Raw genomic sequence first — 25949 nt, forward strand, 5'->3', positions numbered from 1 at the left:
TATTAGCATTTTTATTTTTCTGCAGTAGCGGCGGCTGCACCTCTTGCGGCCCTTGTCAGTTTAACTGTTACAACTACAGCGTTTTTAGCATTCAGTAATTCAAGATTTTCGAATGAAAGATCACCAACCTGAATACTCTTACCCAGTCCAAGCGTGGTAACATCCACTTTCAGGAATTCAGGTAAATTAGCTTTAACACCTCTTACTTTAAGATATCTCATTTGCAACTGTAGTTTACCACCGGCTTTAACACCTTCTGATGAACCTGCAACTTTAACAGGAATGTTAATGCTGATTGGTTTATCATCAGTAACAGGAAGAAAGTCAATGTGTAAAATTTCGTCAGATACCGGGTGGAACTGCAATTCTTTAACAACAGCTTCGTATTTTTTGTCACCAATTGTTAATGAAACGATGTATACCTGATCGGTATAAATTAAGTGATGTAAATCCTGCGCTAGAAGCGTAAAATGAACATTTTCTTCTCCATTGTAAAGAACACAAGGTACTAAACCTTCTTTTCTTAAGGCTTTAGTTGCCTTTTTACCTAAATCAGTTCTTAAAGAACCGTTGATTTCAAAAGTTTTCATTTTTAATTTTTTAAATGTGCTACTCAAAATTAAGTCAATGGTATTGGGCTTAATTCCCCATCACACCAATGCTGTAATGCGGCTGCAAAGATAATAATTATTGATTGAAAAAAAACACCCTGAAAAATTAAATTTTTTCAGGGTGAGAATTATTTAAATGCTTTATTTTCAGAGTAAAAACTGAGAGCTTATGGATTGATAATTATAAACCCTCTGAATGGTGTCGGCAAACATATCTGCTACAGATAAAACCTTTATTTTAGGCGAACTGCCTGTAAAAGGAATAGAATCAGAGAAGATGATCTCTGTAAGCGACGAATCTTCAATTCTTTGAATGGCCGGATTTGAAAGCACACCATGTGAGGCACAGGCCCTGACTGTTTTAGCACCGTCTTCCATCATCAGGTCCGCAGCCCTGGTAATGGAACCCGCTGTATCCACAAGGTCATCAATGATGATAACATTTTTATCCTTTACATCACCAATAACGCGCATTTCATGAATTTCGTTAGCTTTAACCCTTGACTTGTGACAAATAACCATTGGAACACCGAGGAATTTTGCGTACGAGTTGGCCCTTTTGGATCCACCTACATCCGGCGATGCGATCACAAGATCTTCTAAAGCTAATTGCTCAATATACGGAATAAAAATAGTGGAGGCATAAAGGTGATCTACCGGCACATCGAAAAATCCCTGAATCTGATCTGCATGCAGGTCCATCGTTACCACTCTGTTAATTCCGGCTACGCCTAACAGGTCAGCAACCAGTTTGGCTCCGATCGATACTCTTGGTTTGTCCTTGCGGTCCTGACGTGCCCATCCGAAATACGGTATAATAGCGTTAATCATTTTAGCTGATGCACGTTTCGCTGCATCAATCATTAATAATAACTCCATTAAATTGTCAGCATTTGGAAAAGTGGACTGGATCAGAAAAACATGGGAACCACGGATGGATTCTTCGTAAGAAACAGAAAATTCACCATCAGCAAAATGCTGAATTTTCATTTTTCCCATCTCCACGCCTAAACTATTGCAGATTCTCTCGCCTAAATATTCAGTTGATGTCCCTGAAAAAATCTTAATAGGGGCTTTCCTCATTGGGATGATTTTTGAATTTTAGTAAACTTATTTGGTGTGCAAATTTAATACAATTATTGTTAAGGCACAGCCGCACGAAACAAAAATGAAAAAATTATGTAACTCAGTTTTTTAATTCATTGTTTATTTGGTCGATATAGTTTAAAATTTCTTCGCGGCCTGTTCCTTCAACTGATGAAGAGATAAAGTAAGGCGGTATTTCTTCCCAGTTTTTCATCAATTCGTCATTGAACATCTCGATATTGTTGTTCACTTTTAATCCTGAAACTTTATCTGCTTTTGTGAAAATTACAGAAAAGGGAATTTCATTTTCCCCTAGCCAGTTAATGAAATCTATATCTATTTTTTGGGGTGCTAACCGACTGTCAATCAGTACAAACATACACGTGAGCTGCAGACGTTTCAAAACATAATCCTGAATAAGCTTTGAAAATTGCAACCTGCTGGCTTTTCCTGTTCTGGTATATCCATAGCCCGGAAGGTCTACCAGGTGCCACTCTTTATTGATGATGAAATGATTGATCAATCTTGTTTTTCCCGGTTTCGACGAGGTCATGGCCAGTTTTTTGTTATTTGTCAGCATATTGATCAGGCTCGACTTCCCCACATTTGAACGGCCGATAAAGGCATATTCCGGTATGTCCGATTCGGGACATTTGCTGACATTGCTGTTACTTACAAGAAATTTTGCTTCCCTGATGATCATTTTATCAATTTTGTACAAATAAAGGAAATTGAAACCTGCTTACCAAATGCCGGCAATACTAGTCCGGCATTCCGGGCATTTGCCATCCTGCATAAAAATATACGAAAGACTTAAGCGGTGTCTTTCAATTAATGCTTTTCCGCAATTCGGACAACATGTGGTATGGTAATCTTTATGTTCTGCGTTTCCAATGTAACAATAGTTAATGCCGCATTTCAACGCTGTTTTTTTAGCAGTTTCCAGAGACGTAAGTGGAGTAGGTGATTTGGAAAGTAATTTATGCGATGGATGAAACCTGGAAAAGTGTAGTGGAACGTTATTCAGGTTGTTTTGAACCATCCAGGTGCACAATGCCTTTATTTCTTCTCTACTGTCATTGACTCCCGGAATTAGTAAAACCGTTATTTCTATCCAGATTTGTTTGCTGTGTAAATAAAGTACCGAATCCAGAACAGGTTGGAGTTTTCCTTTAAAAAATAGTTTATAAGTTTTATCATTGAAGGACTTGATGTCGATGTTTGCTGCAGTAATATAAGGGCTGAGCATTGCCAGTGGTTCAGCACTGATATAACCCGATGAAATAAGTGTGACCGGAATATCACTGAAGTGCGCTTCACGACAAATATCATAGCTGTATTCAAAGTATGCAATCGGATCGGTATAAGTTAAGGATATGGATTCGCATTTGTGCTTTTTTGCCAGTTCTACAATCTTTGCAGGACTGTATGCGTCGCTGCTTTTCTGTGTGGGTTCACACTGCGAAATAGAGCTGTTCTGGCACTGCACACAGTGTAACACGCATCCGTTTGTGGCCAGCGAAAAAGTGGAATGGCCGGGCATAAAATGGTACAGCGGCTTTTTTTCAATCGGATCAACCTGTATGGCTGACGGATTATTATAAGCCAGCGTATAGAGTTTGTTCCCTTTGTTGATCCGGGTATTACACGGTCCGGTCTGGCCGTCTTTTAGTTTGCAGTTGTTGGGGCAAAGGTGGCAGTTGACATGATCATTTACAGTAGTCCAGAACAAAGCATCTTGTAAATTCATATTTAAATTTACAAAAAAAAGCCATCTGTCAAACGACGGATGGCTTGTGTAAAGAGGTAATATGTTATTACGCTTCTTTCTTTTCTTCTTCATCAGATGCTTCAGGCTTTTCAGCTTCTTCTGATGCTTTAGGTTCTTCAACCGGAGCTTCTTCCGTTGCAGCCTCTTCTGCTACAGGCTCTTCAGCCGGTGCTTCAGCGGTTTCAACTTCTTCTGCTTCTGTAGCTTCCTCTGTAGTCTCTTCTGCGGCTTCTTCAGCAGCTAATTCAGACTGTTGAGCAGCAATGGCAGCAGCACGCTCTTCGTTGATTTTCTTTTCTTGTTCCAGACGAGCGTTTTCAGCTGCTTTTTCTTTGGCAGAAAGATCATCGGCCTGGTTGGCCAGTTGTTTGGTTTTGTCTGCTTTCCAGCTTTCAAAACGTTTCTGAGCTTCTGCTTCGTCAAATGCACCTTTTTTAACGCCGCCCACCAGGTGTTTCATGTACATAACACCTTCCTTGGACAAAATAGATCTTGCTGTGTCAGTAGGTTGAGCGCCTTTGAGAACCCAATCAAGAGCTCTGTCAAAATTTAAATCTATCGTAGCAGGATTTGTATTTGGATTGTAAGAACCAATCCTTTCGATAAATTTACCATCGCGTGGCGCCCTGCTATCTGCTATCACAATGTGATAGAAAGCATAACCTTTACGTCCGTGTCTTGCTAAACGAATTTTTGTTGGCATGTGTGTTTAAAAATTTAATAATTAACAACCTACTTTTTACGGGCTGCAAATATAGAAACTTTTTTTGTATTAAAGACCTTGGACTTAGTTTTTTATCCGGCAATGATCCTAAAAAGACAAACTCAGTTGCTTCGTTTTTCGAAATCCTCTTTTTTCTTGTCTTCTATTCGTTTGAATATAAGATAGATGATAATAACTAATACAGCCAGTGCCAACGCACCATAAATCCATAAGATGATCATATCATTTTAGTTTTACTGCTGTGCCATACGCCAGTATCTCTGCCATTCCCTGCATGATCATCGATGTCATAAAACGTACATTTACCACAGCATCGGCGCCAACCCGTTCAGCGTCTTTTAACATGCGGGCAATAGCCTGTTCACGTGAATCGGCCATAAGTTGTGTGTATTCCGATACTTCACCACCTACAATGTTTTTTAATCCGGCAAAAATGTCACGGCCTATGTTACGGGCACGAACCGTGCTGCCCCTTACAATGCCTATAGCTTCTGTAATCTCTTTTCCGGGAATTGTTTCTGTTGATACGTATAACATGGTTTTTTAGTTTGTGTTTTGTAGTACGAAGTTAGTAAAAGCATGTGAATTTTAAATATGAAAAAATCGTAAAAGCTGAATAAAATATCTTTCTCAGACGGAAGCTTGAAAGGTGATATTAGATTTTTGATATTGCCCGAAGGCAGCTGTAAGTATTTTTGTGTGCGAATGATAGGTGATAAAAAATAAAAGCCCCTCATAAAGAGGAGCTTAAGTTGAGGTACCGGGCGGATTCGAACCGCCGTAGACGGTTTTGCAGACCGCTGCCTAGCCACTCGGCCACGGTACCCTGTGGCTTGGTTTTTGCATTTGCGGGTGCAAATATAAAAAATGTTTTTTTGTAATGCATACATTTAGCAAGTGAAATAAGCATTCAATAAAGGAAGCTCTTTAAAAAAATGTAAATATTCCGGTTATTTTAAAAAGTTTAAGATAAATTGAATTAAATATTTAAACTAAATAAAAAGAACAGGGTTCTAATTTATGAAGAGAGCAACACAATGACATGAAGAGTGTTATATGACTTTTTAGTTAAAAAATGTTACGTGTAAATCGTACAATAATAATATGTTTTTTTAAGCGTTTGGGTTTTGTATAGCAGGTTTTAACAAAAAAACACTTGACACTTAAAACTAAAAAGGTTTAAATTTGTTCGCATTGTTATATTTCCTAAGGACGGCGTTGGGTAAGCGTGAAAAAATAATTGACATTAATATTTAATTTACGTACTTTTGCGGCCTTGAATTTTTATATGGTGTTATGAGACAATTAAAGATTACGAAATCGATTACAAACAGGGAGAGTGCTTCACTTGATAAGTATTTACAAGAAATTGGACGTGAAGATCTGATCACTGTGGAAGAAGAAGTAGAGTTGGCACAGAGGATAAAGAAGGGTGACAGGATCGCGTTGGAAAAACTGACACGGGCAAACCTCCGATTTGTAGTTTCCGTAGCCAAACAGTACCAAAACCAAGGATTGAGTCTTCCTGACCTGATTAACGAGGGAAACCTCGGCTTAATCAAAGCTGCTGAAAAATTTGATGAAACAAGAGGGTTTAAATTTATTTCATACGCTGTATGGTGGATTCGCCAGTCTATATTGCAGGCATTGGCAGAACAGTCACGTATTGTGCGTTTACCATTGAACCAGGTTGGTTCATTAAATAAAATAAATAAGGCATTTTCTAAATTCGAGCAGGAAAACGAACGTAAGCCTTCACCTGAAGAACTGGCAGAGTCATTGGATCTTCCTGCAGAAAAAGTTTCCGATACATTAAAAGTATCAGGCCGTCACATTTCTGTTGATGCGCCTTTTGTGGAAGGAGAGGACAATAGTCTGTTGGATGTGCTGGTGAATGATGATTCTCCGATTGCCGACCGTACATTGATTAATGAATCTTTATGCCGTGAAATTGAGAGGGCGCTTTCCACTTTAACTGAAAGGGAAGGAGACATCATTAAAATGTTCTTCGGAATCAATACACAGGAAATGACCCTGGAAGAAATTGGAGAACGTTTTGGATTGACCCGGGAACGTGTTCGTCAGATCAAAGAAAAAGCCATCAGACGCTTACGTCATAATTCCAGAAGCAAACTTCTGAAAGCTTATCTGGGTTAAAAAATATTTCAAAGTTTAAATTGAAGAGGCTGCTTGTTAAAAGTAGCCTCTTTTTTGTTAAATTTGGATAATTCAAAATTGTTTCATTTATTTGTAGATATAATATTTGTCAAACTAAACATTATTTGCCTATCGAAGTGAACTCTACCATCGTTAACTAACTAATACATAAAAAAGATGGTTGAGCTAAAGAATCTTGATGACAACGTGCTTGTACAGGAATTTATACGTGGCAATTTCGAAGCTATGGATATTCTTGTTGACAGGTATAAGGACAGGTTGTATTCATATATCTTTTTCACCGTTAAAAATCAGGAGCTTGCTGAGGATTTATTTCAGGATACCTTTATTAAGGTTATTAAATCACTGAAACAGGGGAAGTATATTGAAAACGGCCGTTTCTATTCGTGGGTTACCCGCATTGCACATAATCTGGTAATTGATTATTACCGTAAAGGTAAAGGTCAGAATACCTACTTCAATGAAGACTCTGATAAGGATGAGTTCAATTCACTGAACTATTGTGAAGGTCATATTGAAGATGAACTGGTATTTAAACAAGTTCTGGATGATGTGACAAGTTTGCTTGAGTTATTACCGGAAGAACAGAAGGATGTGGTAAAACGCAGATTTTACCAGGGGTTAAGTTTCAAAGAAATTGCAGATCAGACAGATGTGAGCATTAACACAGCTTTGGGCAGAATGCGTTATGCGATCATTAACCTGCGTAAAATTGTTGAAGAAAAAAACATTGACCTTAATCTGTAAAATTTTTTTTCACATTATTTCTTTAAAATAATTCATTAATACCTCATTGGGCGGGAATGCGGCTTTGAGTCGCTCTCCCTTTTATAAAGTTTTGATGTGGTATACGCTTATACATAAATCACCACATAAAATATTTTTGGATCCATACAATAAGTAAATACTGTTTCGCGTTTTGGTAGAAAACAAAAAAATAATTGCCTATGCAGAAACATTTTACTTTTCGATTAATGACGTCAAGAAATTTTAATGAATCACCTTTGGGAATTAAAAAAGGATTTATTCGTAAAGCGCCTCAGGACAAGGTAGATTTTATTAAAAGATTTGCACGGTCATATGAGTACCTGGATTTAAAATCCTGTTCTGAAAAAGATATTCATAAAAACTAAAACCCGGTTTACCGGGTTTTTTTATGCCCTTAAAGTTTTAATTATTTCTTTCATTTTTATTCGGGTATTTAAGATACGACGGTTATATTTGTTTCCCTGTAAACAAAAGCCGGATGAATTGTTTATAATACTAATTGTTTTTCAAATACAGCTTTAAGCGACATATTGAGATGACAATTGCTAATTGGTATGACTTGGCATCCGGTTTTGTAAATATAGCATCCCTAAAAAGTATTACATGAAATATGATTTTGACAAGCTGATTGATCGCAGAGGTACATCCACTTACAAGCACGAATTCAGTCAGTATTATTTTGGTTCAGATGATATATTGCCGCTATGGGTAGCAGATATGGACTTTGAAACACCTGATTTTATAATGGATGAAGTGATTAAAAGGGCAAATCACAGAGTGCTTGGCTATACGGTTCCTTCAAGGACCATGAACAATATCATTGCTGAGTGGATTGAACGCAATCATAACTGGAAGATCCATAGTTCATGGATAAAATTTATGTCAGGCGTACTGCCTTCCATTGCTGTTGCTCTGCAGACATTTTCTTCAGAAGGTGATAATGTTATCATACAATCACCAATTTATCCGCCGTTTATCAGTATTCCCAAAGCGAATAAACGAAATGTGGTGTTCAACCAGTTAAAAAGGGTTGGCAACAGTTACGAAATGGATCTTGACGATTTCAGGAAGAAAGCAAAAAAAGGAGCATCAGTCTTTATTATGAGCAATCCGCATAATCCTGCCGGAATTGTATGGGAAAGGGAGACTTTAAAGGAAGTTGCAGAGATTTGTCATGCGTATAATATCCTCGTAATTTCTGATGAAATACACTGCGACCTGGTGCATCCGGGACATGAACATATTCCTTTTGCAACTGTTTCTAAAAAGGCCAGAGAGATCTCTATAACGCTGATGGCGCCAAGTAAAACATTTAATATTGCAGGTTTGGGAGTTTCATTTTGTGTTGTTCCTGATTTGAAATTGAGAAAGAAATTTTACGACGCCCTGAATGCACTTCACATTGCTCATAGTAATATGTTTGCGTATATCGGTTTAATGGAGGCGTTTAAAAATGGTGATGATTGGTTAAAACAGTTAAAAATTTACCTGCGGGGAAATTTTGATTTTGCTTTGGATTATATCAACAGGAATATTTCTCAGGTAAAACCTTTCGATGCTAAAGCCTCATTTTTATTGTGGCTCGATTTTACAGAGATGGGTCTTAATAGTAAGGATTTGAGAAAGTTAATGATTGAAGAAGGAAAGATAGGCATGAACAATGGTGCGGATTTCGGACCCGGTGGAGAAGGATTTCAGCGTCTAAACGTGGGAGCACCAAGGACGGTAATTGAAGATGCACTTCGAAGGATTGAAAAAGCTGTTAATAACAGGGGTTTATAGTTTATAAATATTAGTATATCTTTGCAGAAAATTTTTCAGGTTATCTGATTTTTATCAGGACTGAATTTAAATAGTATATAATTTATTCATCAAAAAAAATAATTTAAAGGATGAAAATTGACAGAAATAAATTTGTTTCCCTTACATACGAGTTAAGATCGGGGGGAGTTGAGGGTGAGCTTAAAGAAAAAGCAGTAAAGGAAACACCTTTAACCTTTGTTTTTGGAGCAGGTATGATGATCCAGAAATTTGAAGATAATCTGGTTGGTCTGGAAGAAGGTGACAATTATGAATTTGTAATTGATCATCTGGATGCTTACGGTCCGATTATGGAAGACCGTATTGTGGATCTGCCTAAAAGTATTTTCGAAGTGGATGGTAAAATTGACGACAAGATCCTTTTTGAAGGTAATGTTGTGCCAATGATGGACGCTTCGGGTAACAGGTTAAATGGTACTGTTGTTACAATTTCTGATGACAATGTAAAAATGGATTTCAATCATCCGTTGGCGGGTCAGGATCTGTGTTTCAAGGGTGAGGTTCTTGAAGTTCGCGAAGCCAGTGAGCACGAATTAGCTGAGGCTGCCGGTATAATGAGTGGCGGTTGTAGCTGTGGAAGCGGTGGTTGCGGTTGTGGCGATGACAGCTGTGGTGCTGAAGCCGGTGCCGGAGCAGAAAGTTGTGGCTGTGGTAGTGGAAGTTGTGGGTGTAACTAATTTATAGCAGATAAGTCGATGGCTGGAAATACCTGGGGTAAAATCTACAGATTATCTTCTTTTGGTGAATCACATGGATTAGGTGTTGGTGGTGTTATTGATGGTTGTCCTCCGGGCACACCGGTTGATATTGAATTCATTCAAAATGAATTATCCCGCCGTCGACCTGGTCAGTCCAGGATAACCACACCAAGAAAAGAAGAAGATCAGGTCGAAATACTTTCAGGTGTGCTGAACGGCATAGCAACCGGAACGCCCATCGGTTTTTTGATACACAATAATGATCAGCGGAGCGGGGACTATGATAACATGAAGAGTGTTTACAGACCATCGCATTCTGATTATGTGTATGAAACCAAATACGGAGTCCGCGATCACAGAGGTGGCGGGCGTTCTTCAGCCCGGGAAACCATTGCCCGTGTAGTTGCGGGAGCAATAGCGAAACAGGCACTAAAAGCCCATGGCATCCAGGTAACAGCGTTTACCTCAAGTGTTGGTGATCTGCACATGGAAAAGCCTTACACTGAACTTGATCTCTCAACCATTGAGGATAATATTATACGTTGTCCGGATCAGAAAATAGCTGAAAAGATGATTGATCTGGTTGACCAGGTAAGGAAAGAAGGTGATACCATTGGTGGTGTGATTACAGGTGTTGTTCAGGGATTGCCGGTTGGTCTTGGTGAACCGGTGTTTGATAAGCTTCACGCTGAACTTGGAAAAGCCATGTTGAGCATAAATGCAGTAAAAGGGTTTGAATACGGATCCGGCTTTGCAGGAACTCAACTCAGAGGTTCTCAGCATAACGATCCCTTTGAAATTCGTGATGGCAAGGTAAGAACAACGAAAAACCATTCAGGAGGTATTCAGGGTGGAATATCTAATGGCGAAGATGTGTATTTCAGGGTGGCATTTAAGCCGGTGGCTACAGTTTTACGCGATCAGAATACCGTGGATAGTGAAGGTAACGAAACTGTATTAAAAGCGAAAGGTCGTCATGACCCTTGTGTTTTGCCCCGTGCAGTTCCAATTGTAGAATCGATGGCTGCCATGGTAATGCTGGATATGATGTTGATAAATAAGATTTACCGGTAAAAAATATTAAACATATTGAGAAACCGCTCTTTCAGGGCGGTTTTTTTGTCTCCAACTATCGGGATAGCTTAATCGTTCCGGTGCATCTTGTTAATATTCAGTATATTATTTCAATGATATATTTATTATTCCTAACTTGTGCCTGCAAAGCTCATTTTACTGAAAATACACCTCAAATGAAAACCACTACACTTTCGCTGTTATTTCTATTCTTCATTTTGAATAGTCAGGCACAGATCATTATAAACGAAGTTCAAAGCTCCAACAATTCAACAATCAAAGATAATTACGGTGAATATGATGATTGGATAGAGCTTTTCAATCCCAATGATTTTGAAGTTGATATTGCAGGCCTTATCTTAAAGGATAATGTGGATACCTGGCAAATTCCTTCGGGTGATCCTCTTACCGTTATGCAGCCGGGAACTTATTTTTTGTTGTGGGCGGATGATGAAGAAGGACAAGGTAAGTTTCACACAAATTTTAAATTGTCTGCGTCTAACGGAGAATATCTTGGCTTGTATAAATCCGATGGAACCACTGTAATTGATTCTGTAACCCTACCTCCCCTGAATGCCGACTTAAGTTATGGCAAATGCGATACTGCCTGGATAATATTTGATACCCCAAGTCCCGCGGCGGAAAACTATTGTTCCGGTACAGCATTAAATGGCAATGGTAAGGATAAAGAATTTTTTAGGACAAACATATCGGGTAATCTGCTTCATATTGTGATTAATGATTTTGTTAGTGATCCTGTCAGAGTTAAAATCTATGCATTGAACGGAGTTGTTTTATTTAGGGAGAAATTGAATGCCAACTACGGGGAAATTGAATTAAGCAGTTTTGACAGTGGGATTTACCTCTTAAATGTAGAAACAGAAAAGCACTCTAAGACAATTAAAATATTGTTTTTTTGATGTGATGGGGTAAATTTGAGAATAAATAAAAGCCGGTAAAATTTTTACCGGCTTTTACTTTATGTATTGATTAACCTATTATTCTGCAAATAAAGGATACGGTTTCATCATTGCGTTTACTTTTTCCGAAACTTTAGCAATTATAGATTCGTCTTCGATGTTGGCCAGAACTTCGTCAACCAGATCTACAATTTTGGGCATCATATCTTCTTTTAAACCACGCGTGGTGATTGCAGGTGTACCCACACGAATTCCTGAAGTCTGGAACGGAGAACGATCATCAAACGGAACCATATTTTTATTCAGTGTTATGTGTGCCTGAACCAGAATGTTCTCTGCCATTTTACCTGTGATTTCAGGATATTTGGTGCGTAAATCGATCAGCATGGAATGGTTATCGGTTCCACCGGAAACAATTTTATAGCCTTTGTCTGTAAAGGCTTTAGCCATGGCCTTTGCATTCACCTGAACCTGTTTCTGGTAAGCTTTGTATTCAGGAGAAAGTGCTTCGCCAAATGCAACTGCTTTTGCAGCAATTACGTGCTCCAGCGGACCACCCTGTGTTCCCGGAAATACAGCTGAATCAAGCAGTGAAGACATTTTTCGGATCACACCTTTGGGAGTTGTTTTGCCGAACGGATTATCAAAATCCTCACCCATAAGGATGATACCACCTCTCGGGCCTCTTAACGTTTTATGCGTAGTTGAAGTCACAATGTGTGCATGTTTAACCGGATTCTTCAGCAAACCGGCAGCAATCAGGCCGGCAGGATGAGCCATGTCAATCATCAGTAAAGCGCCTACTTTATCTGCAATGGCACGCATACGTTCGTAGTACCAGTCGCGGCTGTAAGCCGATGCACCACCGATAATCAGTTTTGGTTTCTCCTTAATAGCAAGTTCTTCCATCTGATCATAATCAACTAATCCTGTATCTTCTTTTACAGAATAAGCCACAGGACGGTAAAGAATTCCTGAACTGTTAACCAGTGAGCCATGAGAAAGGTGACCGCCATGAGCAAGATCAAGACCAAGGAAGGTGTCGCCTGGATTTAATACTGCCAGCATTACAGCGGCATTGGCCTGTGCACCTGAGTGAGGCTGTACGTTTGCCCATTCCGCATCAAAAAGTTCTTTTAACCTTTCGATAGCAATAATCTCGCTTTGATCCACAACTTCGCAACCACCGTAATAGCGTTTGCCCGGAAGACCTTCGGCATATTTATTGGTAAGGTAAGAACCCATGGCTTCCATTACCTGGTTGCTCACAAAGTTTTCTGAAGCAATAAGTTCGATGCCGTTTAACTGGCGTTCATATTCTTTCTGGATAAGATTGAAAATTATTGTATCCCTTTTCATTATACGTTTATTAAGGAGTTGAGTTTTATGCGACAAAAATACTCCATTATTAATAAGCTGAAAATTTTTTTTGTCACATTTATTAAACTTTTATAAACCGGTGTTAATCTGATGTATAATGAGATGAGGAACAATAAAAAAGCTGAAGAACTCAAATGTTTTCAAAATAAATAAGTTGAACCATACAGATAGTCCGGTTAGTCCTAAATATAGAGAAACAATATATGCGATGTATTGTGAAGTATTTTTTAGGAAGATATATTCTGATTTACACTGTTGCTGTTATAAAAGATGTTAATATAAAACATCCGAATGTAACTTAAATACACAGGATTCGTCATTAAGATGTAATCATAAAAGATGTTTTTTGGTTAAGTAAAAATCTGAAATTAGCAACCCGGAATATTAGTAATAGCTTTCTCATAATAATTTCCACCGGGTTGCTTTTTTATTTAGATTTGCGGCTTTTAATGATCAATTTAAACCTTATGGTGTTTCTATATTGAACACACATTTTATGAACAGATACGTTTTAGGGATTTGCATATTCATATTCTCAGTATTTAATCTGAAGCCGGATAACCTTCCTGTGGATAAGAGTTATAAGGTTTCAGGGACTATACTTGATGCTCAAACGAAGGACCATCTTCCGGGTGCAGCTGTATTTGTTGAAAATACAGCCCGTGGAACAGCAACCGATCTTGATGGTAAGTTTGAACTGATGTTATCAGAGGGGGAATATGTGTTGATGGTTACATTTGTGGGCTATCAGAAAACAACTGTGACCATAAATGTTCCATTGGATAAACCTGTTGTAATTCTGTTAAAGCCAGTTGACAAGCAACTCTCCGAAGTTAATGTGTCCGGAAAGCAGCCTGATGAGAATGTGCGTTCAGTTCAAATGGGGATTCAAAAGCTGGATAAAAATACCATAAAAAGTATTCCTGCTTTTATGGGAGAGGTGGATATTATTAAGGCCATTCAGCTCTTGCCTGGTGTGCAGGCCACCTCAGAAGGAAGCAGTGGATTCAGTGTGCGTGGAGGTGCTCCCGATCAGAACCTGATCCTTCTGGATAATGCTCCGGTTTATAATGCCTCTCATTTGATGGGATTCTTTTCGGTTTTCAATAACGATTTTGTGCAGGATGTTACGCTTTATAAGGGAGATATTCCGGCAAATGTCGGCGGACGATTGTCTTCTTTTCTGGATATTAAATCCATAAACGGTACACCGGGTAAGATCAGTGGTCAGGGTGGAATAGGATCTATCTCATCACGTTTAATGTTGCAGGGATCGCTTTCAAGAACCACAACATTTGCTCTCTCCGGCAGAAGAACATACGCTGATCTGGGATTAAAACTGTATGATAAAGAAAGGTTTAAAGATACAAAACTCTTTTTCTATGATCTGAACCTGAAACTTAACCAGACTTTTTCAAGAAGGGACCGGGTGTTTTTAAGTGCTTATCTTGGCGATGATACATTTGGTCAAAGCACCTTTGCCATGCGGTTTGGGAATCAGATCATGTCGTTACGCTGGAATCATATTTTTAACGATAACCTTTGGAGCGACCTGACACTACTGGGAACACAATACCGCTATATTCTGGGTAACAATGATCCGGAAGAAGCGACTAATTCGTTTGAATGGGTGTCGGGTGTAAAGGATTTTGGTGTCAAATATGATCTGAACTGGCATATACGGGAAAATATAAATCTTCAGACCGGATTCAGTACAACCATGCACCAGTTTTCACCGGGAGCATTTTATGCCCAATCGGATTCGGCATTTTTTCAGGATTTTGTGATCAAAGGAACGCAGGCCCTGGAACATGGAATTTATGCATCTGTGAATCCCAATATAGGCAACCGGCTCAAACTGAAGCTTGGATTGCGTATTTCAGCTTTTCAGAGCATGGGTGAATCAATTATATATAATTACAATGACAACTATAATCCAACAGATTCTGTAGTTCATGGTCAGTGGGATATTTACAACACCTACTGGGGAATAGAACCAAGAATTGGATTTACCTACATCATTAATAAGAGTACCTCATTTAAGGGAAGTTATAATCGCAATTATCAGTACATGCAGATTGCATCTAATGCGACTTCCGGTTCACCTTTTGAAATCTGGTTTCCTGCAAGTCCAAATATTAAACCGCAGGAAGTGAATCAGTTTGCACTGGGGTATTTTAAAAATTTTATGGATAACAGCATAGAGCTTAGCCTTGAAGGTTATTATAAAAAATATAAAAATACGGTTGACTTCAGAGACCATGCTAACCTGTTCCTGAACCAGTATCTTGAAGGAGAGGTTCGTGTGGGAGAGGGACAGGCATATGGGATGGAGTTGCTGGTCAGGTTCAACCAAAAAAAATGGAACGGTTGGATAGCCTATACACTGTCCCGTGCAGAACGTAAAATTCCTGAAATCAATGATGGTAGGACGTATCTGGCACCATACGATAAAACGCACGATGTTTCGGTTGTATTTAATTACAAACTGAGCGATAATTTTTCAGTTTCGTCTAATTGGGTCTATGCCACAGGTAACGCAGTAACTTTTCCAACCGGAAGATTTGTGTATAAAGGAAAAATACTGCCTGTTTATTCAGATCGAAATTCTTACCGCATGCCCGATTATCACAGGCTGGATATTGGGATCACGTATACACCGAAACCGAATTCCGCTAAACGCTGGCACAGTGAATGGAACCTTTCGGTATATAACGTGTATAACCGTCATAATGCATGGACGATCAATTTTTATCAGGAGGATTACAATCCGAATTTGCTGTATGCTGAAATGACGTATTTGTTTCCGGTTTTACCGGCCATAACGTATAATTTTAAATTTTAAAGGTTGAAAAGAGTACTTTACATATTGTTTATGGCTGTTTTGGTCTCATGTACTGAGCGTATTGATATACAGATAGATAAGTCCTATACAAGAATAGTCGTGGATGGGAGTATATCGAATGATCCGATGGAACACCTGGTACGCCTGACCAAATCTGCCGACTTTTTTGATGGAACAGAAACTCCTAATGTAACTGATGCAACTGTTTTTATTCTGGAAGGAAGCGACACGGTACATTTGAACGAAAAGGAGGCCGGTATGTATTACACTCCAAAGGATTTTGCGGCAAAGTTTAATACTGAATATGAGCTGGTCATACAGGGTGTAGATATAAACGAAGACGGGGAACCTGAGGAGTACAGAGCGATGGATACAATGACCTATCCTGTGCCAATAGATTCAATTAACCTGTTGAGAACATATATTGAAGGACCGGACCATTATTTTGTGGGCGTAATGTTATTTATGCTTGATCCTCCTGAGAAAAACAACTACCTGTTTAAATCTTTAGTAAACGGTAAACCATTGCCCGAATCTGTTACGGACTGGGGACTTTACAATGATGAGTTCTTTAACGGAAATTATACAAATGGAATTGTAGTTAAATATCTGAACCAGGAAGACTCAACAGAAATGTTGAAGCCCGGTGATGTATTTACACTGCAGCAAATTCAGATTTCGGAGGCATATTACGATTTTCTTCAGGCGGTGAACATTGAGTCTTTTGGTAATATACCTCTTTTTAGCGGGCCTCCGGCAAACATTGTTGGCAATGTTAGCAATGATGGAATCGGCTTCTTCTCATGTCTGGCTGTTTCACGAGCAAGTGCAAAATATAATTTGCCGGCCGTAGGGGGTGATACGGAATAGATATGCCAAATCAGGAGCATTATTGAACATGCTGAGGCCAGATGGAATGTTTTATTTTAAAGAAATATCAGGAGAACCATAGGTATCGTATCTGTTATTTAATCTTTGTGTTTTCTTATAGGTCCTTTTAGGATGAATAATTTTCAGAATTTCTGAACAAATACTACTTCTCTTATTGGACTTTTGGCTTAACTTATAAAGTACTATATTAGCGGCATGAGTTATACTATGGAATGGTGCGATTCTAATGTGTACGTTACTTTTGGAGCCAGCGTTGAAGGTAAGGAGATCATTAAAATTGATGATATTATCTACGGAGACAGCAGGTTGGAAAATATGCATTTCCAGTTGTTTGACTTTTCAAAAACCTGTGACATCAATATGCATGCTGCAGATATGAAAATAATTGGTATTCTTGATAAGAAGGCCAGCCATTGGAACAATCATGTAAAGGTGGCAATCGTAAGCGTAAATAAGCAATTAGAAGATCTTGTTGATGACTATGTCAGAATAATGGCAGATACAAACTGGCAGGTAAAAATGTTTACAACAAGAAATGAGGCTTTAAAATGGTGTAACGAATAAATGATCTTCCTGATTCTTTCAGCTCATATACAAATTCCGTTTATAATGTTTAAATAATTTTCTGTGGAGCTTTTACCGGCTGAAAGCTATATTTCCACACGCTCACTTTATTCGGTTGGTATAGACTTCTCACCCGGTCTAAGTTTTCAACATAAAAAAAGCTCCCTGAATCATCAGGAAGCTCTTAGGGGTGGAAGACCGGGTTCGAACCGGCGACCTCTGGAACCACAATCCAGCGCTCTAACCAACTGAGCTACATCCACCATATTTGCATTTTTCAAACGCGGTGCAAATATAGGTTTCCGTCTTAATATTGCAAAATTATTTTCGTCTATTTTTTACATATTAGCACAAAAAAAAGAAACCATCGCTGGTTTCTTTTTCTGAGTTTTCTCAAAATGGTACTAGAATGTTAAGGTAAAAAGAATCTTGGTGATTGCTTTGGACATGGACAAAATTGGATAAATTTTAAATAACTACAAATTTTAACATTATGTTGTATAACACAAATGAATGTTTGAAGATTTTAACATTTCACTTTTATAAATATGCATTTTTAAACGTATTGTCTTAATTTGTTTGTTATTTATTGCAAAAGGATATGATGCTTTTATATTGTTTGACAAAATGAAGGAATATACAAGCCAAATAAATTAATATTCATATTAACATCAGGCGTATTTAAATAATCCGATACCGGCAAAAACAGCCAGCATTCCCATAAGTATACTTCCTGCCACATAGAGTGATGTATAGATAAAATGGCCGGTATTAATCATTTGTATAATATCGTACGAAAAGGTGGAAAATGTAGTAAAACTTCCGCAAAAACCTATTGCCAGAAAGAGCCTTAAATCAGCGGTAAGCCAGTCATTCTGAACGGCAAGGCCATATATAATGCCAATTAAGAAACTGCCGATAATGTTTACCGTCAGTGTTCCCCATGGAAAAGCATTTCCCCACCATTTGGTTGTCAGTAATGTTACACCGTAGCGTGAAATACTTCCTAAAAATCCTCCTGTTCCAATAATCAGTAATGTTCTAAGCATCTTTTAATCGTTTATATCTAAAAGTCCGTCAGGTATTTCCGTAATAACGGTTTTTGTGTCCGGCTCAATGGATAATATAATTGAGTCGTTAAACGGGATATAGATAATTTTATCATTATATTCTGATAACAATAACGGATTAGGTGTGTCGAGCTGTACTTCCTGAACTTTTCCGAGGTTCCCAAAACGTTTGTCTGTTACTGAAAATCCCTCAAGATTATATTGCTGTTTCCGGTCATCGTGAGAGTCCACCTGATCGTGTGCTGCATAAACTTCACAATTCACAAACTCGCGAGTATCTTCCGGCTTATGTATATGGTCGAATTTTATAATTCCGCTCTTCCTATCTGTCAAAATAAGCTCTTCTATAAAAAACGGAACCAGGTAGCCTTCAAACATCACAAGTAAATATTCAAGGGTATCCTCATCGTCAAAAAAAGCATCATAAAGTGAGAGGTTAAATGCACCTTTGGTGCCATGTGCCTTACCCAGTTTCCCGATCCTTATGCAATCCCCGGTTCGAATCATATAATGAATTTTTCGTAAAGTTATAGTTTTATACCTTAATACGTTGATTGTTTTATAACTTTGACCAAATTTTTCAAAAAATGAAGCACACATACGATTTTCTGGTAATTGGTTCAGGGATTGGAGGATTGAGTTTTGCACTTAAGGTTGCAGATTACGGATCGGTTTGCATTATTTCTAAAACGAACCTGTATGAAACCAATACAAGTTATGCTCAGGGTGGAATTGCTTCGGTGATGTATGATCCCGATAATTTTGAGAAACACATCGAAGATACCATGATTGCGGGAGATGGGATAAATAATCCGGACGTAGTGCGAAAGGTGGTTGAAGATGCGCCAACAGAGATAAAGCAACTACTGAACTGGGGTGTGGATTTTGACAAAACGGATGATGGAAAATTCGATCTTCACCGGGAAGGCGGACATAGTGAACATCGTATTCTTCATGTAAAGGATAAAACCGGAAAAGAAATTCAGAACAGTCTGGTTCGAAGGGTTAAAGAACATAAGAACATTACTTTGCTTGAAAACCATTTTGCAGTTGATCTGATTACCCAGCATCATCTCGGAAAAACGGTTCATCGCTGGAATAAGGATATAGAATGCTACGGTGCATATGTACTGAATATTAAAAAGCGTACCCTTCACACCTTTTTATCCAGGGTTACTCTTGTGGCAACCGGAGGTATCGGGAATATATACCAAACCACCACAAATCCGGGCATTGCTACCGGTGACGGAATTGCCATGGTTTATCGCGCTAAAGGCATTATCAGTGGGATGGAGTTTGTTCAGTTTCATCCAACAGCTTTATATAATCCCAAAGAACGTCCCAGCTTTTTAATAACCGAAGCTATGCGGGGCTATGGTGCTGAATTGCGCAATCATGCAGGAAAAAAGTTCATGTATAAATACGATGAACGTGGATCCCTGGCACCAAGAGATATTGTGGCTCGTGCAATGGATAATGAATTAAAAATAAGCGGTAAGGATTTTGTATATCTGGATGTGACACATAAGGATCCCGAGGAAACCAAAACACATTTTCCCAATATTACCCGTAAGTGCCTTGAAGTTGGAATTGATATTACAAAGGACATGATTCCGGTTGTACCTGCCGCTCATTATTTATGTGGAGGTATTTCTGTGGACAAGGAAGGAAGATCATCTATTAACCGTCTTTACGCTGTAGGAGAATGTTCTTCAACAGGATTACATGGCGCAAACAGATTAGCGTCAAATTCATTGCTTGAAGCTATTGTATATGCTGATTCGGCAGCATTGCATGCATTGAAGCAGTTTAAAAAATACGATTTTAATACAAGCGTGCCAGACTGGAATGACGAGGGTACACGATTGCCTGAAGAAATGGTACTGATTACACAAAGCAGACGGGAACTGGAAATGGTAATGAGTAATTATGTAGGAATTGTGCGTTCGAATTTGCGTCTAAAAAGAGCACTTGACCGTCTTGAGACACTTTATCGCGAAACGGAAGATCTTTTTGACCGCTCCATTGTATTCAAAGATATTTGTGAACTGAGAAACTCAATAAATGTTGGGTATCTGGTAATTAAAATGGCTCAGGAACGAAAAGAGAGCAGGGGGTTACATTATACCATTGATTTTCCGGAGAAAAATGAGGGTTAGTCAACTTCTTCATAATTAACATATTCTCCTACATCATTGTCAAGTTTTTTCTTTTTGGAATGACTGTCGGTAATGGTTACTTCTCCTTCGTGATTTGTGCTGTCATTTCCAGTTGTATGCTGTGCTGTTTTATATGCTTTTCTGATCCTGAATGAAAAGACCAGTACTTTATAAAAAAAGTATATAAGTAGTGCTAATAAAAGTGCTTTAATTAAAGACATACCGGACTTGTTAAAACATAGTTGACAAAAAAATAAATTGATCTAAAAAGCGTTTGCTAAAAAGATGGTTTTTTTACAAATATAAATGCAATAACAATTGCAAAACATAAAGATGCGAAGAAAGCTTAGAACATTAACATATTTTACAATAATTCTGACCCTGTTAGGTGGTTGCAGTGCTAAAAAAATTCTTACAAGAGCGGATAAAACATATGAAATCGGGGAGTATGAGAAAGCCGCATCATTTTACAGAAAGGCGATAAAAAAAGTAAAAAACAACCAACAGCGTGCTACAGTATTTTACCGTCAGGGTGAGTGTTACAGAATACTCAATTTCAATCAGTTTGCAGCAAATTCTTACAGACTGGCAATAAACTTTAAATATCCTGATTCTGTCGTGTTTCTGCATTACGGTCAGACCCTTGCCGGCCTTGGGCAGAAAAAACAGGCTGTAGATGCTGTCAATACCTATCTGAAATACGATTCTACCAACATTGTTGCAAAGAACCTGTTGCTTTCTTTGGATAGTACGGATATCTGGAACAAGGAAAGTTCAAGATATATCGTAAAGCGTGAGCGGGCTTTTGATTCAAGAAGAAGTGATTTTTGCCCGGTATATGTGGGACCTGATTATGATGTGGTGTATTTTAATTCCACCCGTGAAGGCGGCATTTCGATGAAAAACAGCGACATTACCGGAATGCGTCCCGCTGATTTTTATATGACCAGGAAAGACAGTAAGGACGAATGGATTAAACCAGAATTGGTAGAAGGGAGTCTGAATACTGAGGAAGATGAAGGTGTGGCATCTGCAACACCGGACGGTAAAACGCTGTATTTTACAATGTGTCGTTATGAAGAAGGAAAAGCCTATGGAGCTTCTATTTTCAGCGCTACACGAACCGGAGCCCAATGGGGGACTCCATCGGTAGTAACCATCTTTCAGGATTCAACAGCAGATACGTTGGTTTTGGCTCACCCGGCAATAAATAATACCGGATCTGCCATATATTTCGTATCGGACCTTGACGGAGGTTATGGCGGAAAGGATATCTGGATCACAAAAAAAATTGGACAAAACTGGAGTACGCCCGAGAATCTTGGGCCTGAGATTAATACACCGGGAGACGAGGAATTTCCTTACTATCGTGTGAATGATGAATTATATTTTTCATCCAATGGATGGCCCGGTTTAGGAGGTCTTGACATTTTTAAAGCAGTTGAAACAGACAGTGGCTGGATCAGAACAAGGCTCCCGGCTCCCATAAACAGCAAGGGAGATGATTTTGGGATCACCTTTGAAGGCGAAAGGGAAAAAGGACTCTTTACTTCCAATAGAAATGAATACAGGGGAAATGATCATATTTATTCATTTGAATTACCGGAGCTACAGTTTTTACTTGAGGGACAGGTAACGGATGAACGGGATGGAACACCACTATCTGAAAGTAGGATCAAAATTGTAGGGAATGACGGTACCAATACAATAATCCGAACTAAAAAAGACGGCACGTTTACGCATGAACTGAATAAAGGTGCGGATTTTGTGTTCCTTGTAACATGTCGTGGATATCTGAATAAAAAAGGCGATGTGTCAACCATCGGGCTTGAAGAAAATAAAAGTTTCGATTTTGATTTTCAGCTTTCTTCCATTAAGAAACCGATCCGTCTGAACAACATCTTCTTCGCATTCAACAGTGCAGAATTAAATCAGCAATCCAAGTTGTCTCTGGGTACACTGGTTGAAGTTTTAAATGATAATCCGAATATTGCAATTGAATTGAGTGCTCATACCGATATGATAGGTGATGATGCCTTTAATATGAAGTTATCGCAGGAAAGGGCATCCTCAGTTATGAATTATCTTATTTCCAAGGGAGTTGCTGCTGACCGGCTTCAGGCACAAGGCTACGGTAAAACACAGCCTGTTGTTGCAGATAAGGTTCTGGCTTCAGAGTATACTTTCATTAAGGAGAATGATGTTTTGTCTCCCGAATTTATTTCAAAGCTGACGCCGGAGCAACAGGACATATGTAACCAGATTAACAGGAGAACAGAATTTAAAGTGATTTCAACCAATTATAAACCCGGGAAATAGTAAAAGATGAAGCAATATCTTGACTTACTGGACAGAATTTTAAAAGAAGGGGTAGAAAAAGGGGACAGGACAGGAACCGGAACCATCAGTGTTTTCGGGCACCAGATGCGGTTTAATCTGCAGGAAGGTTTTGCGGCTCTGACTACAAAGAAACTGCACCTCAGATCCATTATATACGAGCTGCTTTGGTTTCTGAATGGAGACACCAACGTGAAATATCTGCAGGATAATGGTGTGAAAATATGGAATGAATGGGCAGATGACGATGGAAACCTGGGACACATCTACGGATATCAGTGGCGTTCGTGGCCTGATTATCAGGGTGGTAATATTGATCAAATTACGAATGCGGTAAATATGATTAAAAACAACCCTGATTCGCGAAGAATAATTGTGAGTGCCTGGAATGTAGGAGACCTGCCAAACATGAACCTTCCTCCATGTCATGCATTCTTTCAGTTTTATGTGGCAGACGGGAAGCTGAGTTGCCAGCTTTACCAACGCAGTGCAGACACATTTTTAGGTGTGCCTTTTAATATCGCTTCCTATGCCTTATTGACGATGATGATGGCCCAGGTGACAGGTTTGGAACCAGGAGATTTTGTTCATACGCTTGGCGATACACATTTATACCTGAATCATATTGAGCAGGCTAAGTTGCAACTTACGCGTGAGCCGAGACCATTACCAAAAATGAAGATAAATCCGGATGTGAAATCCATTTTTGACTTTAAGTTCGAAGATTTTGAATTGGTGGATTATGATCCGCATCCTCATATTAAAGCACCAATTTCAGTATAACGTAAATACACATGTACAATAACCTGTCAATCATAGTAGCTATAACTAGGGATTTTGCTATTGGAAAAAACAATGATCTGTTGGTGCATATTCCAGGTGACCTGAAAAGGTTCAAAGAAATTACAACCGGTCATCCTGTTATCATGGGACGTAATACACTAATCAGTCTGCCTAACGGCCCATTGAAAAACAGGCGGAATATTGTGATCACAGATAATCCTGAAGAGTCTTTTGATGGTTGTGAAATGGTCTATTCCATTGATGAGGCCGTGGAAAAAGTAAAAGAAGAGGATGAGGCTTTTATTATAGGAGGAGGCATGATTTACAGACAGTTTTATCCGATAGCCGGAAAACTATACCTTACCATTGTGGATAAAAGCTATGATGCGGATGTTTATTTTCCTGAAATTCATTGGGAAGACTGGAATGAAATAGACAGAAAGGATTTTGAACCGGGAGAAGTTGCTGAATTCGGTTTTTCGTATGTAACATTGGAAAGAATAGCCTCAGAATAAGTATCTTTATATCCGGCTTTTTTGGGAAAGGATTATGCTGTCTTCGGATAGCATAACTTGTATTAGAGAGTTTCAAAATTACTGCAAAATGTGGGTGAGGTGGCGAAGCTGTGTTTTTTTAAGACATAAGACATAAGACATAAGACACAAGATATAATTTAAACAGTAAGGAAGTTAAGGTGGACTCTTATGTTTAAGGTAATCTCACCAATTTTTTATTTCTTTGTGCCTCGAAAATTAAAGGTTTTATTCTAATAAAATATTATGGCAAAGGTATTAACTCCACGTGCGGAAAATGCTGCACAATGGTATATTGATTTGGTTAAAGAGGCGGATTTGGCGGAAAATTCTGCTGTTCGTGGCTGTATGGTAATCAAACCTTATGGTTACGCCATCTGGGAAAAGATGCAGGCTCAGCTGGATAAAATGTTTAAGGAAACCGGACATGAAAATGCCTATTTCCCCTTATTTATTCCCAAATCATTTCTCAGCAAGGAAGCGGACCATGTGGAAGGTTTTGCCAAAGAATGTGCTGTGGTTACCCATTACAGACTTAAAAATGCTGATGATGGCAGTGGAGTTGTTGTTGATCCTGAAGCCAAACTGGAAGAAGAGTTGATTGTAAGGCCAACTTCGGAAACCATCATCTGGAATACTTATAAAAACTGGATCCAGTCGTATCGTGATCTACCCATTTTGGTAAATCAGTGGGCCAATGTCGTACGTTGGGAAATGCGCACACGCTTGTTTTTAAGGACGGCTGAATTTCTTTGGCAGGAAGGTCATACGGCTCATGCGACTGCAGATGAGGCGGTAAAGGAAACAAAACTGATACTGGATATTTATGCGAGGTTTGCTGAAGAGTTTATGGCTGTTCCGGTTCATAAAGGATTGAAATCTGAAAATGAAAAATTTGCCGGGGCTGTTGATACCTATTGTATTGAAGGTTTGATGCAGGATGGTAAAGCACTGCAGATGGGGACATCTCACTTTTTGGGACAGAATTTTGCCAAAGCTTTTGATGTGTTATTTACTAATAAAGAGGGTAAACAGGATTTTGTCTGGGCCACTTCCTGGGGTGTTTCAACCCGACTGATGGGGGCTCTTATAATGGCGCATTCTGATGATAACGGATTAGTATTGCCTCCTAAACTGGCTCCTTACCAGGTTGTGATTGTACCGATTTATAAGAAAGAAGAACAGCTGGAACAGATATCCGATAAAGTGGATGAAATTGTGAAAGCGTTACGTGCTAAAGGTATTTCTGTTCGTTATGATGATAGCGACAATAAAAAGCCGGGATGGAAATTTGCTGAATACGAACTGAAAGGCGTGCCTGTGCGTCTGGCCATGGGACCACGCGATCTGGAAAACGGTACGGTAGAAGTGGCAAGGCGTGATACCCTGACTAAGGAAGTCGTGAATATTGACGGAATTGAAAACTACATTGCTCAGCTCCTTGAAGATATTCAGACGAGTATTTACCAGAAAGCATCTGATTATCGTGATACTGCAACAACAGAGGTCAACAGTTGGGAAGAGTTCAAAAAAGTACTGGAAAACAAAGGTGGTTTTATCTCAGCGCACTGGGACGGTACTTCAGAAACCGAAGAAAAAATTCAGGAAGAAACAAAAGCAACCCTACGCTGCATCCCTCTTGAAATGAAAGATGAAGAAGGTGCATGTGTGTACTCAGGAAAGCCATCCAAAGGTAGGGTATTGTTTGCAAAGGCGTATTAAAAATATAAGTTTAG

25 protein-coding genes and 2 tRNA genes are annotated in these 25949 nt (G+C 38.9%); 15 read left to right on the forward strand and 12 right to left on the reverse strand.

Annotation, left to right across the window (positions count from 1 at the left end):
• Window positions 1-11 precede the first annotated feature (11 nt).
• The 7 genes from ACE01N_RS04825 to ACE01N_RS04855 all read right to left on the reverse strand — a co-directional run bounded on the left by ACE01N_RS04825 (window position 12) and on the right by ACE01N_RS04855 (window position 5018).
• Window positions 12-590: a 50S ribosomal protein L25/general stress protein Ctc gene (locus ACE01N_RS04825; RefSeq protein ID WP_380585381.1), complete on the reverse strand. Its 579-nt coding sequence runs from the start codon at window positions 588-590 to the stop codon at window positions 12-14.
• Between the two features lie 168 nt (window positions 591-758).
• Complete coding sequence (locus ACE01N_RS04830; protein ID WP_375726622.1) at window positions 759-1694, reverse strand: ribose-phosphate pyrophosphokinase; 936 nt, start codon at window positions 1692-1694, stop codon at window positions 759-761.
• Window positions 1695-1797: 103 nt separating this feature from the next.
• A complete protein-coding gene (yihA, locus tag ACE01N_RS04835; protein ID WP_380585384.1) occupies window positions 1798-2400 on the reverse strand; it encodes a ribosome biogenesis GTP-binding protein YihA/YsxC in 603 nt (200 codons plus the stop codon).
• A gap of 39 nt (window positions 2401-2439) precedes the next feature.
• Window positions 2440-3447 (reverse strand): AmmeMemoRadiSam system radical SAM enzyme, encoded by a 1008-nt coding sequence (amrS, locus tag ACE01N_RS04840; protein WP_380585386.1) that lies wholly within the window; start codon window positions 3445-3447, stop codon window positions 2440-2442.
• Window positions 3448-3514: 67 nt separating this feature from the next.
• A complete protein-coding gene (locus tag ACE01N_RS04845) occupies window positions 3515-4171 on the reverse strand; it encodes a 30S ribosomal protein S16 (protein ID WP_380585388.1) in 657 nt (218 codons plus the stop codon).
• A gap of 243 nt (window positions 4172-4414) precedes the next feature.
• Window positions 4415-4729: a YbjQ family protein gene (locus ACE01N_RS04850; RefSeq protein ID WP_375726626.1), complete on the reverse strand. Its 315-nt coding sequence runs from the start codon at window positions 4727-4729 to the stop codon at window positions 4415-4417.
• Window positions 4730-4947: 218 nt separating this feature from the next.
• Window positions 4948-5018: transfer RNA gene (locus ACE01N_RS04855), tRNA-Cys, on the reverse strand.
• A gap of 470 nt (window positions 5019-5488) precedes the next feature.
• On the opposite strand from ACE01N_RS04855, the gene ACE01N_RS04860 reads away from it, so the two are divergent.
• From ACE01N_RS04860 to ACE01N_RS04890, 7 genes are all read left to right on the forward strand, one after another.
• Complete coding sequence (locus ACE01N_RS04860) at window positions 5489-6349, forward strand: sigma-70 family RNA polymerase sigma factor (RefSeq protein WP_375719276.1); 861 nt, start codon at window positions 5489-5491, stop codon at window positions 6347-6349.
• Between the two features lie 177 nt (window positions 6350-6526).
• A complete protein-coding gene (locus tag ACE01N_RS04865) occupies window positions 6527-7117 on the forward strand; it encodes an RNA polymerase sigma factor (protein ID WP_375726627.1) in 591 nt (196 codons plus the stop codon).
• A gap of 200 nt (window positions 7118-7317) precedes the next feature.
• The gene (locus ACE01N_RS04870; protein ID WP_375726628.1) at window positions 7318-7503 is read left to right on the forward strand and encodes a hypothetical protein; all 186 of its coding nucleotides are present in this window, start codon (window positions 7318-7320) and stop codon (window positions 7501-7503) included.
• 238 nt (window positions 7504-7741) lie between these two features.
• Entirely contained in the window at window positions 7742-8920 is a 1179-nt protein-coding gene (locus tag ACE01N_RS04875) for a MalY/PatB family protein (protein WP_380585392.1), read from the forward strand.
• 110 nt (window positions 8921-9030) lie between these two features.
• On the forward strand, window positions 9031-9636 hold the full coding sequence (locus ACE01N_RS04880; protein ID WP_375726630.1) for an FKBP-type peptidyl-prolyl cis-trans isomerase: 606 nt from the start codon (window positions 9031-9033) through the stop codon (window positions 9634-9636).
• Between the two features lie 18 nt (window positions 9637-9654).
• Window positions 9655-10731 (forward strand): chorismate synthase, encoded by a 1077-nt coding sequence (gene aroC / locus ACE01N_RS04885; protein ID WP_380585395.1) that lies wholly within the window; start codon window positions 9655-9657, stop codon window positions 10729-10731.
• A 176-nt stretch (window positions 10732-10907) separates the two neighbouring features.
• Window positions 10908-11651 carry a lamin tail domain-containing protein gene (locus ACE01N_RS04890; RefSeq protein WP_380585397.1) on the forward strand — a complete coding sequence of 248 codons (744 nt, stop codon included), beginning with the start codon at window positions 10908-10910 and terminating at the stop codon, window positions 11649-11651.
• A gap of 78 nt (window positions 11652-11729) precedes the next feature.
• Here ACE01N_RS04890 and glyA read toward each other — a convergent pair whose 3' ends face one another.
• Window positions 11730-13010 carry a serine hydroxymethyltransferase gene (gene glyA, locus ACE01N_RS04895; protein WP_380585399.1) on the reverse strand — a complete coding sequence of 427 codons (1281 nt, stop codon included), beginning with the start codon at window positions 13008-13010 and terminating at the stop codon, window positions 11730-11732.
• Between the two features lie 517 nt (window positions 13011-13527).
• Here glyA and ACE01N_RS04900 point away from each other — a divergent pair.
• The 3 genes from ACE01N_RS04900 to ACE01N_RS04910 all read left to right on the forward strand — a co-directional run bounded on the left by ACE01N_RS04900 (window position 13528) and on the right by ACE01N_RS04910 (window position 17331).
• The gene (locus tag ACE01N_RS04900; protein WP_380585401.1) at window positions 13528-15876 is read left to right on the forward strand and encodes a TonB-dependent receptor; all 2349 of its coding nucleotides are present in this window, start codon (window positions 13528-13530) and stop codon (window positions 15874-15876) included.
• A 3-nt stretch (window positions 15877-15879) separates the two neighbouring features.
• Window positions 15880-16746, forward strand: a complete 867-nt coding sequence (locus ACE01N_RS04905) for a DUF4249 domain-containing protein (RefSeq protein ID WP_380585403.1) — start codon at window positions 15880-15882, stop codon at window positions 16744-16746.
• A gap of 216 nt (window positions 16747-16962) precedes the next feature.
• Window positions 16963-17331 carry a hypothetical protein gene (locus ACE01N_RS04910; protein ID WP_375726636.1) on the forward strand — a complete coding sequence of 123 codons (369 nt, stop codon included), beginning with the start codon at window positions 16963-16965 and terminating at the stop codon, window positions 17329-17331.
• Window positions 17332-17519: 188 nt separating this feature from the next.
• Here ACE01N_RS04910 and ACE01N_RS04915 read toward each other — a convergent pair.
• The 3 genes from ACE01N_RS04915 to ACE01N_RS04925 all read right to left on the reverse strand — a co-directional run bounded on the left by ACE01N_RS04915 (window position 17520) and on the right by ACE01N_RS04925 (window position 18908).
• Window positions 17520-17595 (reverse strand) — tRNA-His (locus ACE01N_RS04915).
• Window positions 17596-18002: 407 nt separating this feature from the next.
• On the reverse strand, window positions 18003-18380 hold the full coding sequence (gene crcB, locus ACE01N_RS04920; protein WP_375726637.1) for a fluoride efflux transporter CrcB: 378 nt from the start codon (window positions 18378-18380) through the stop codon (window positions 18003-18005).
• A gap of 3 nt (window positions 18381-18383) precedes the next feature.
• Complete coding sequence (locus ACE01N_RS04925; RefSeq protein WP_380585406.1) at window positions 18384-18908, reverse strand: ribosome maturation factor RimM; 525 nt, start codon at window positions 18906-18908, stop codon at window positions 18384-18386.
• A gap of 80 nt (window positions 18909-18988) precedes the next feature.
• Between ACE01N_RS04925 and nadB the strand changes: the two genes are divergently transcribed.
• The gene (gene nadB, locus ACE01N_RS04930; RefSeq protein ID WP_380585408.1) at window positions 18989-20560 is read left to right on the forward strand and encodes an L-aspartate oxidase; all 1572 of its coding nucleotides are present in this window, start codon (window positions 18989-18991) and stop codon (window positions 20558-20560) included.
• Here the strand turns inward: nadB and ACE01N_RS04935 are convergent.
• A complete protein-coding gene (locus tag ACE01N_RS04935; RefSeq protein ID WP_375726640.1) occupies window positions 20557-20781 on the reverse strand; it encodes a hypothetical protein in 225 nt (74 codons plus the stop codon). The two genes, nadB and ACE01N_RS04935, sit on opposite strands and share 4 nt — an antisense overlap.
• A gap of 112 nt (window positions 20782-20893) precedes the next feature.
• On the opposite strand from ACE01N_RS04935, the gene porE reads away from it, so the two are divergent.
• The 4 genes from porE to proS all read left to right on the forward strand — a co-directional run bounded on the left by porE (window position 20894) and on the right by proS (window position 25935).
• On the forward strand, window positions 20894-22879 hold the full coding sequence (gene porE / locus ACE01N_RS04940) for a PorE family type IX secretion system protein (RefSeq protein ID WP_380585410.1): 1986 nt from the start codon (window positions 20894-20896) through the stop codon (window positions 22877-22879).
• 6 nt (window positions 22880-22885) lie between these two features.
• Complete coding sequence (locus tag ACE01N_RS04945; RefSeq protein ID WP_380585412.1) at window positions 22886-23680, forward strand: thymidylate synthase; 795 nt, start codon at window positions 22886-22888, stop codon at window positions 23678-23680.
• An 11-nt stretch (window positions 23681-23691) separates the two neighbouring features.
• Complete coding sequence (locus tag ACE01N_RS04950) at window positions 23692-24195, forward strand: dihydrofolate reductase (protein ID WP_380585414.1); 504 nt, start codon at window positions 23692-23694, stop codon at window positions 24193-24195.
• A 264-nt stretch (window positions 24196-24459) separates the two neighbouring features.
• A complete protein-coding gene (proS, locus tag ACE01N_RS04955) occupies window positions 24460-25935 on the forward strand; it encodes a proline--tRNA ligase (protein WP_380585416.1) in 1476 nt (491 codons plus the stop codon).
• Window positions 25936-25949 lie beyond the last annotated feature (14 nt).

Origin of the sequence: Quyinboa ferrireducens, from assembly GCF_042436675.1 — a bacterium.
Classification (GTDB): domain Bacteria; phylum Bacteroidota; class Bacteroidia; order Bacteroidales; family UBA5342; genus JBHJHP01.

Coding starts and splice junctions, on each gene's coding strand:
- crcB (WP_375726637.1), bottom strand. CDS start 18,380: ATGCTTAGAACATTACTGATTATTGGAACAGGAGGATTTTTAGGAAGT.
- ACE01N_RS04950 (WP_380585414.1), top strand. CDS start 23,692: ATGTACAATAACCTGTCAATCATAGTAGCTATAACTAGGGATTTTGCT.
- ACE01N_RS04845 (WP_380585388.1), bottom strand. CDS start 4,171: ATGCCAACAAAAATTCGTTTAGCAAGACACGGACGTAAAGGTTATGCT.
- glyA (WP_380585399.1), bottom strand. CDS start 13,010: ATGAAAAGGGATACAATAATTTTCAATCTTATCCAGAAAGAATATGAA.
- amrS (WP_380585386.1), bottom strand. CDS start 3,447: ATGAATTTACAAGATGCTTTGTTCTGGACTACTGTAAATGATCATGTC.
- ACE01N_RS04830 (WP_375726622.1), bottom strand. CDS start 1,694: ATGAGGAAAGCCCCTATTAAGATTTTTTCAGGGACATCAACTGAATAT.
- ACE01N_RS04890 (WP_380585397.1), top strand. CDS start 10,908: ATGAAAACCACTACACTTTCGCTGTTATTTCTATTCTTCATTTTGAAT.
- ACE01N_RS04910 (WP_375726636.1), top strand. CDS start 16,963: ATGAGTTATACTATGGAATGGTGCGATTCTAATGTGTACGTTACTTTT.
- ACE01N_RS04900 (WP_380585401.1), top strand. CDS start 13,528: ATGAACAGATACGTTTTAGGGATTTGCATATTCATATTCTCAGTATTT.
- ACE01N_RS04875 (WP_380585392.1), top strand. CDS start 7,742: ATGAAATATGATTTTGACAAGCTGATTGATCGCAGAGGTACATCCACT.
- ACE01N_RS04935 (WP_375726640.1), bottom strand. CDS start 20,781: ATGTCTTTAATTAAAGCACTTTTATTAGCACTACTTATATACTTTTTT.
- ACE01N_RS04825 (WP_380585381.1), bottom strand. CDS start 590: ATGAAAACTTTTGAAATCAACGGTTCTTTAAGAACTGATTTAGGTAAA.
- aroC (WP_380585395.1), top strand. CDS start 9,655: ATGGCTGGAAATACCTGGGGTAAAATCTACAGATTATCTTCTTTTGGT.
- ACE01N_RS04925 (WP_380585406.1), bottom strand. CDS start 18,908: ATGATTCGAACCGGGGATTGCATAAGGATCGGGAAACTGGGTAAGGCA.
- ACE01N_RS04865 (WP_375726627.1), top strand. CDS start 6,527: ATGGTTGAGCTAAAGAATCTTGATGACAACGTGCTTGTACAGGAATTT.
- ACE01N_RS04880 (WP_375726630.1), top strand. CDS start 9,031: ATGAAAATTGACAGAAATAAATTTGTTTCCCTTACATACGAGTTAAGA.
- proS (WP_380585416.1), top strand. CDS start 24,460: ATGGCAAAGGTATTAACTCCACGTGCGGAAAATGCTGCACAATGGTAT.
- yihA (WP_380585384.1), bottom strand. CDS start 2,400: ATGATCATCAGGGAAGCAAAATTTCTTGTAAGTAACAGCAATGTCAGC.
- nadB (WP_380585408.1), top strand. CDS start 18,989: ATGAAGCACACATACGATTTTCTGGTAATTGGTTCAGGGATTGGAGGA.
- porE (WP_380585410.1), top strand. CDS start 20,894: ATGCGAAGAAAGCTTAGAACATTAACATATTTTACAATAATTCTGACC.
- ACE01N_RS04860 (WP_375719276.1), top strand. CDS start 5,489: ATGAGACAATTAAAGATTACGAAATCGATTACAAACAGGGAGAGTGCT.
- ACE01N_RS04850 (WP_375726626.1), bottom strand. CDS start 4,729: ATGTTATACGTATCAACAGAAACAATTCCCGGAAAAGAGATTACAGAA.
- ACE01N_RS04945 (WP_380585412.1), top strand. CDS start 22,886: ATGAAGCAATATCTTGACTTACTGGACAGAATTTTAAAAGAAGGGGTA.
- ACE01N_RS04870 (WP_375726628.1), top strand. CDS start 7,318: ATGCAGAAACATTTTACTTTTCGATTAATGACGTCAAGAAATTTTAAT.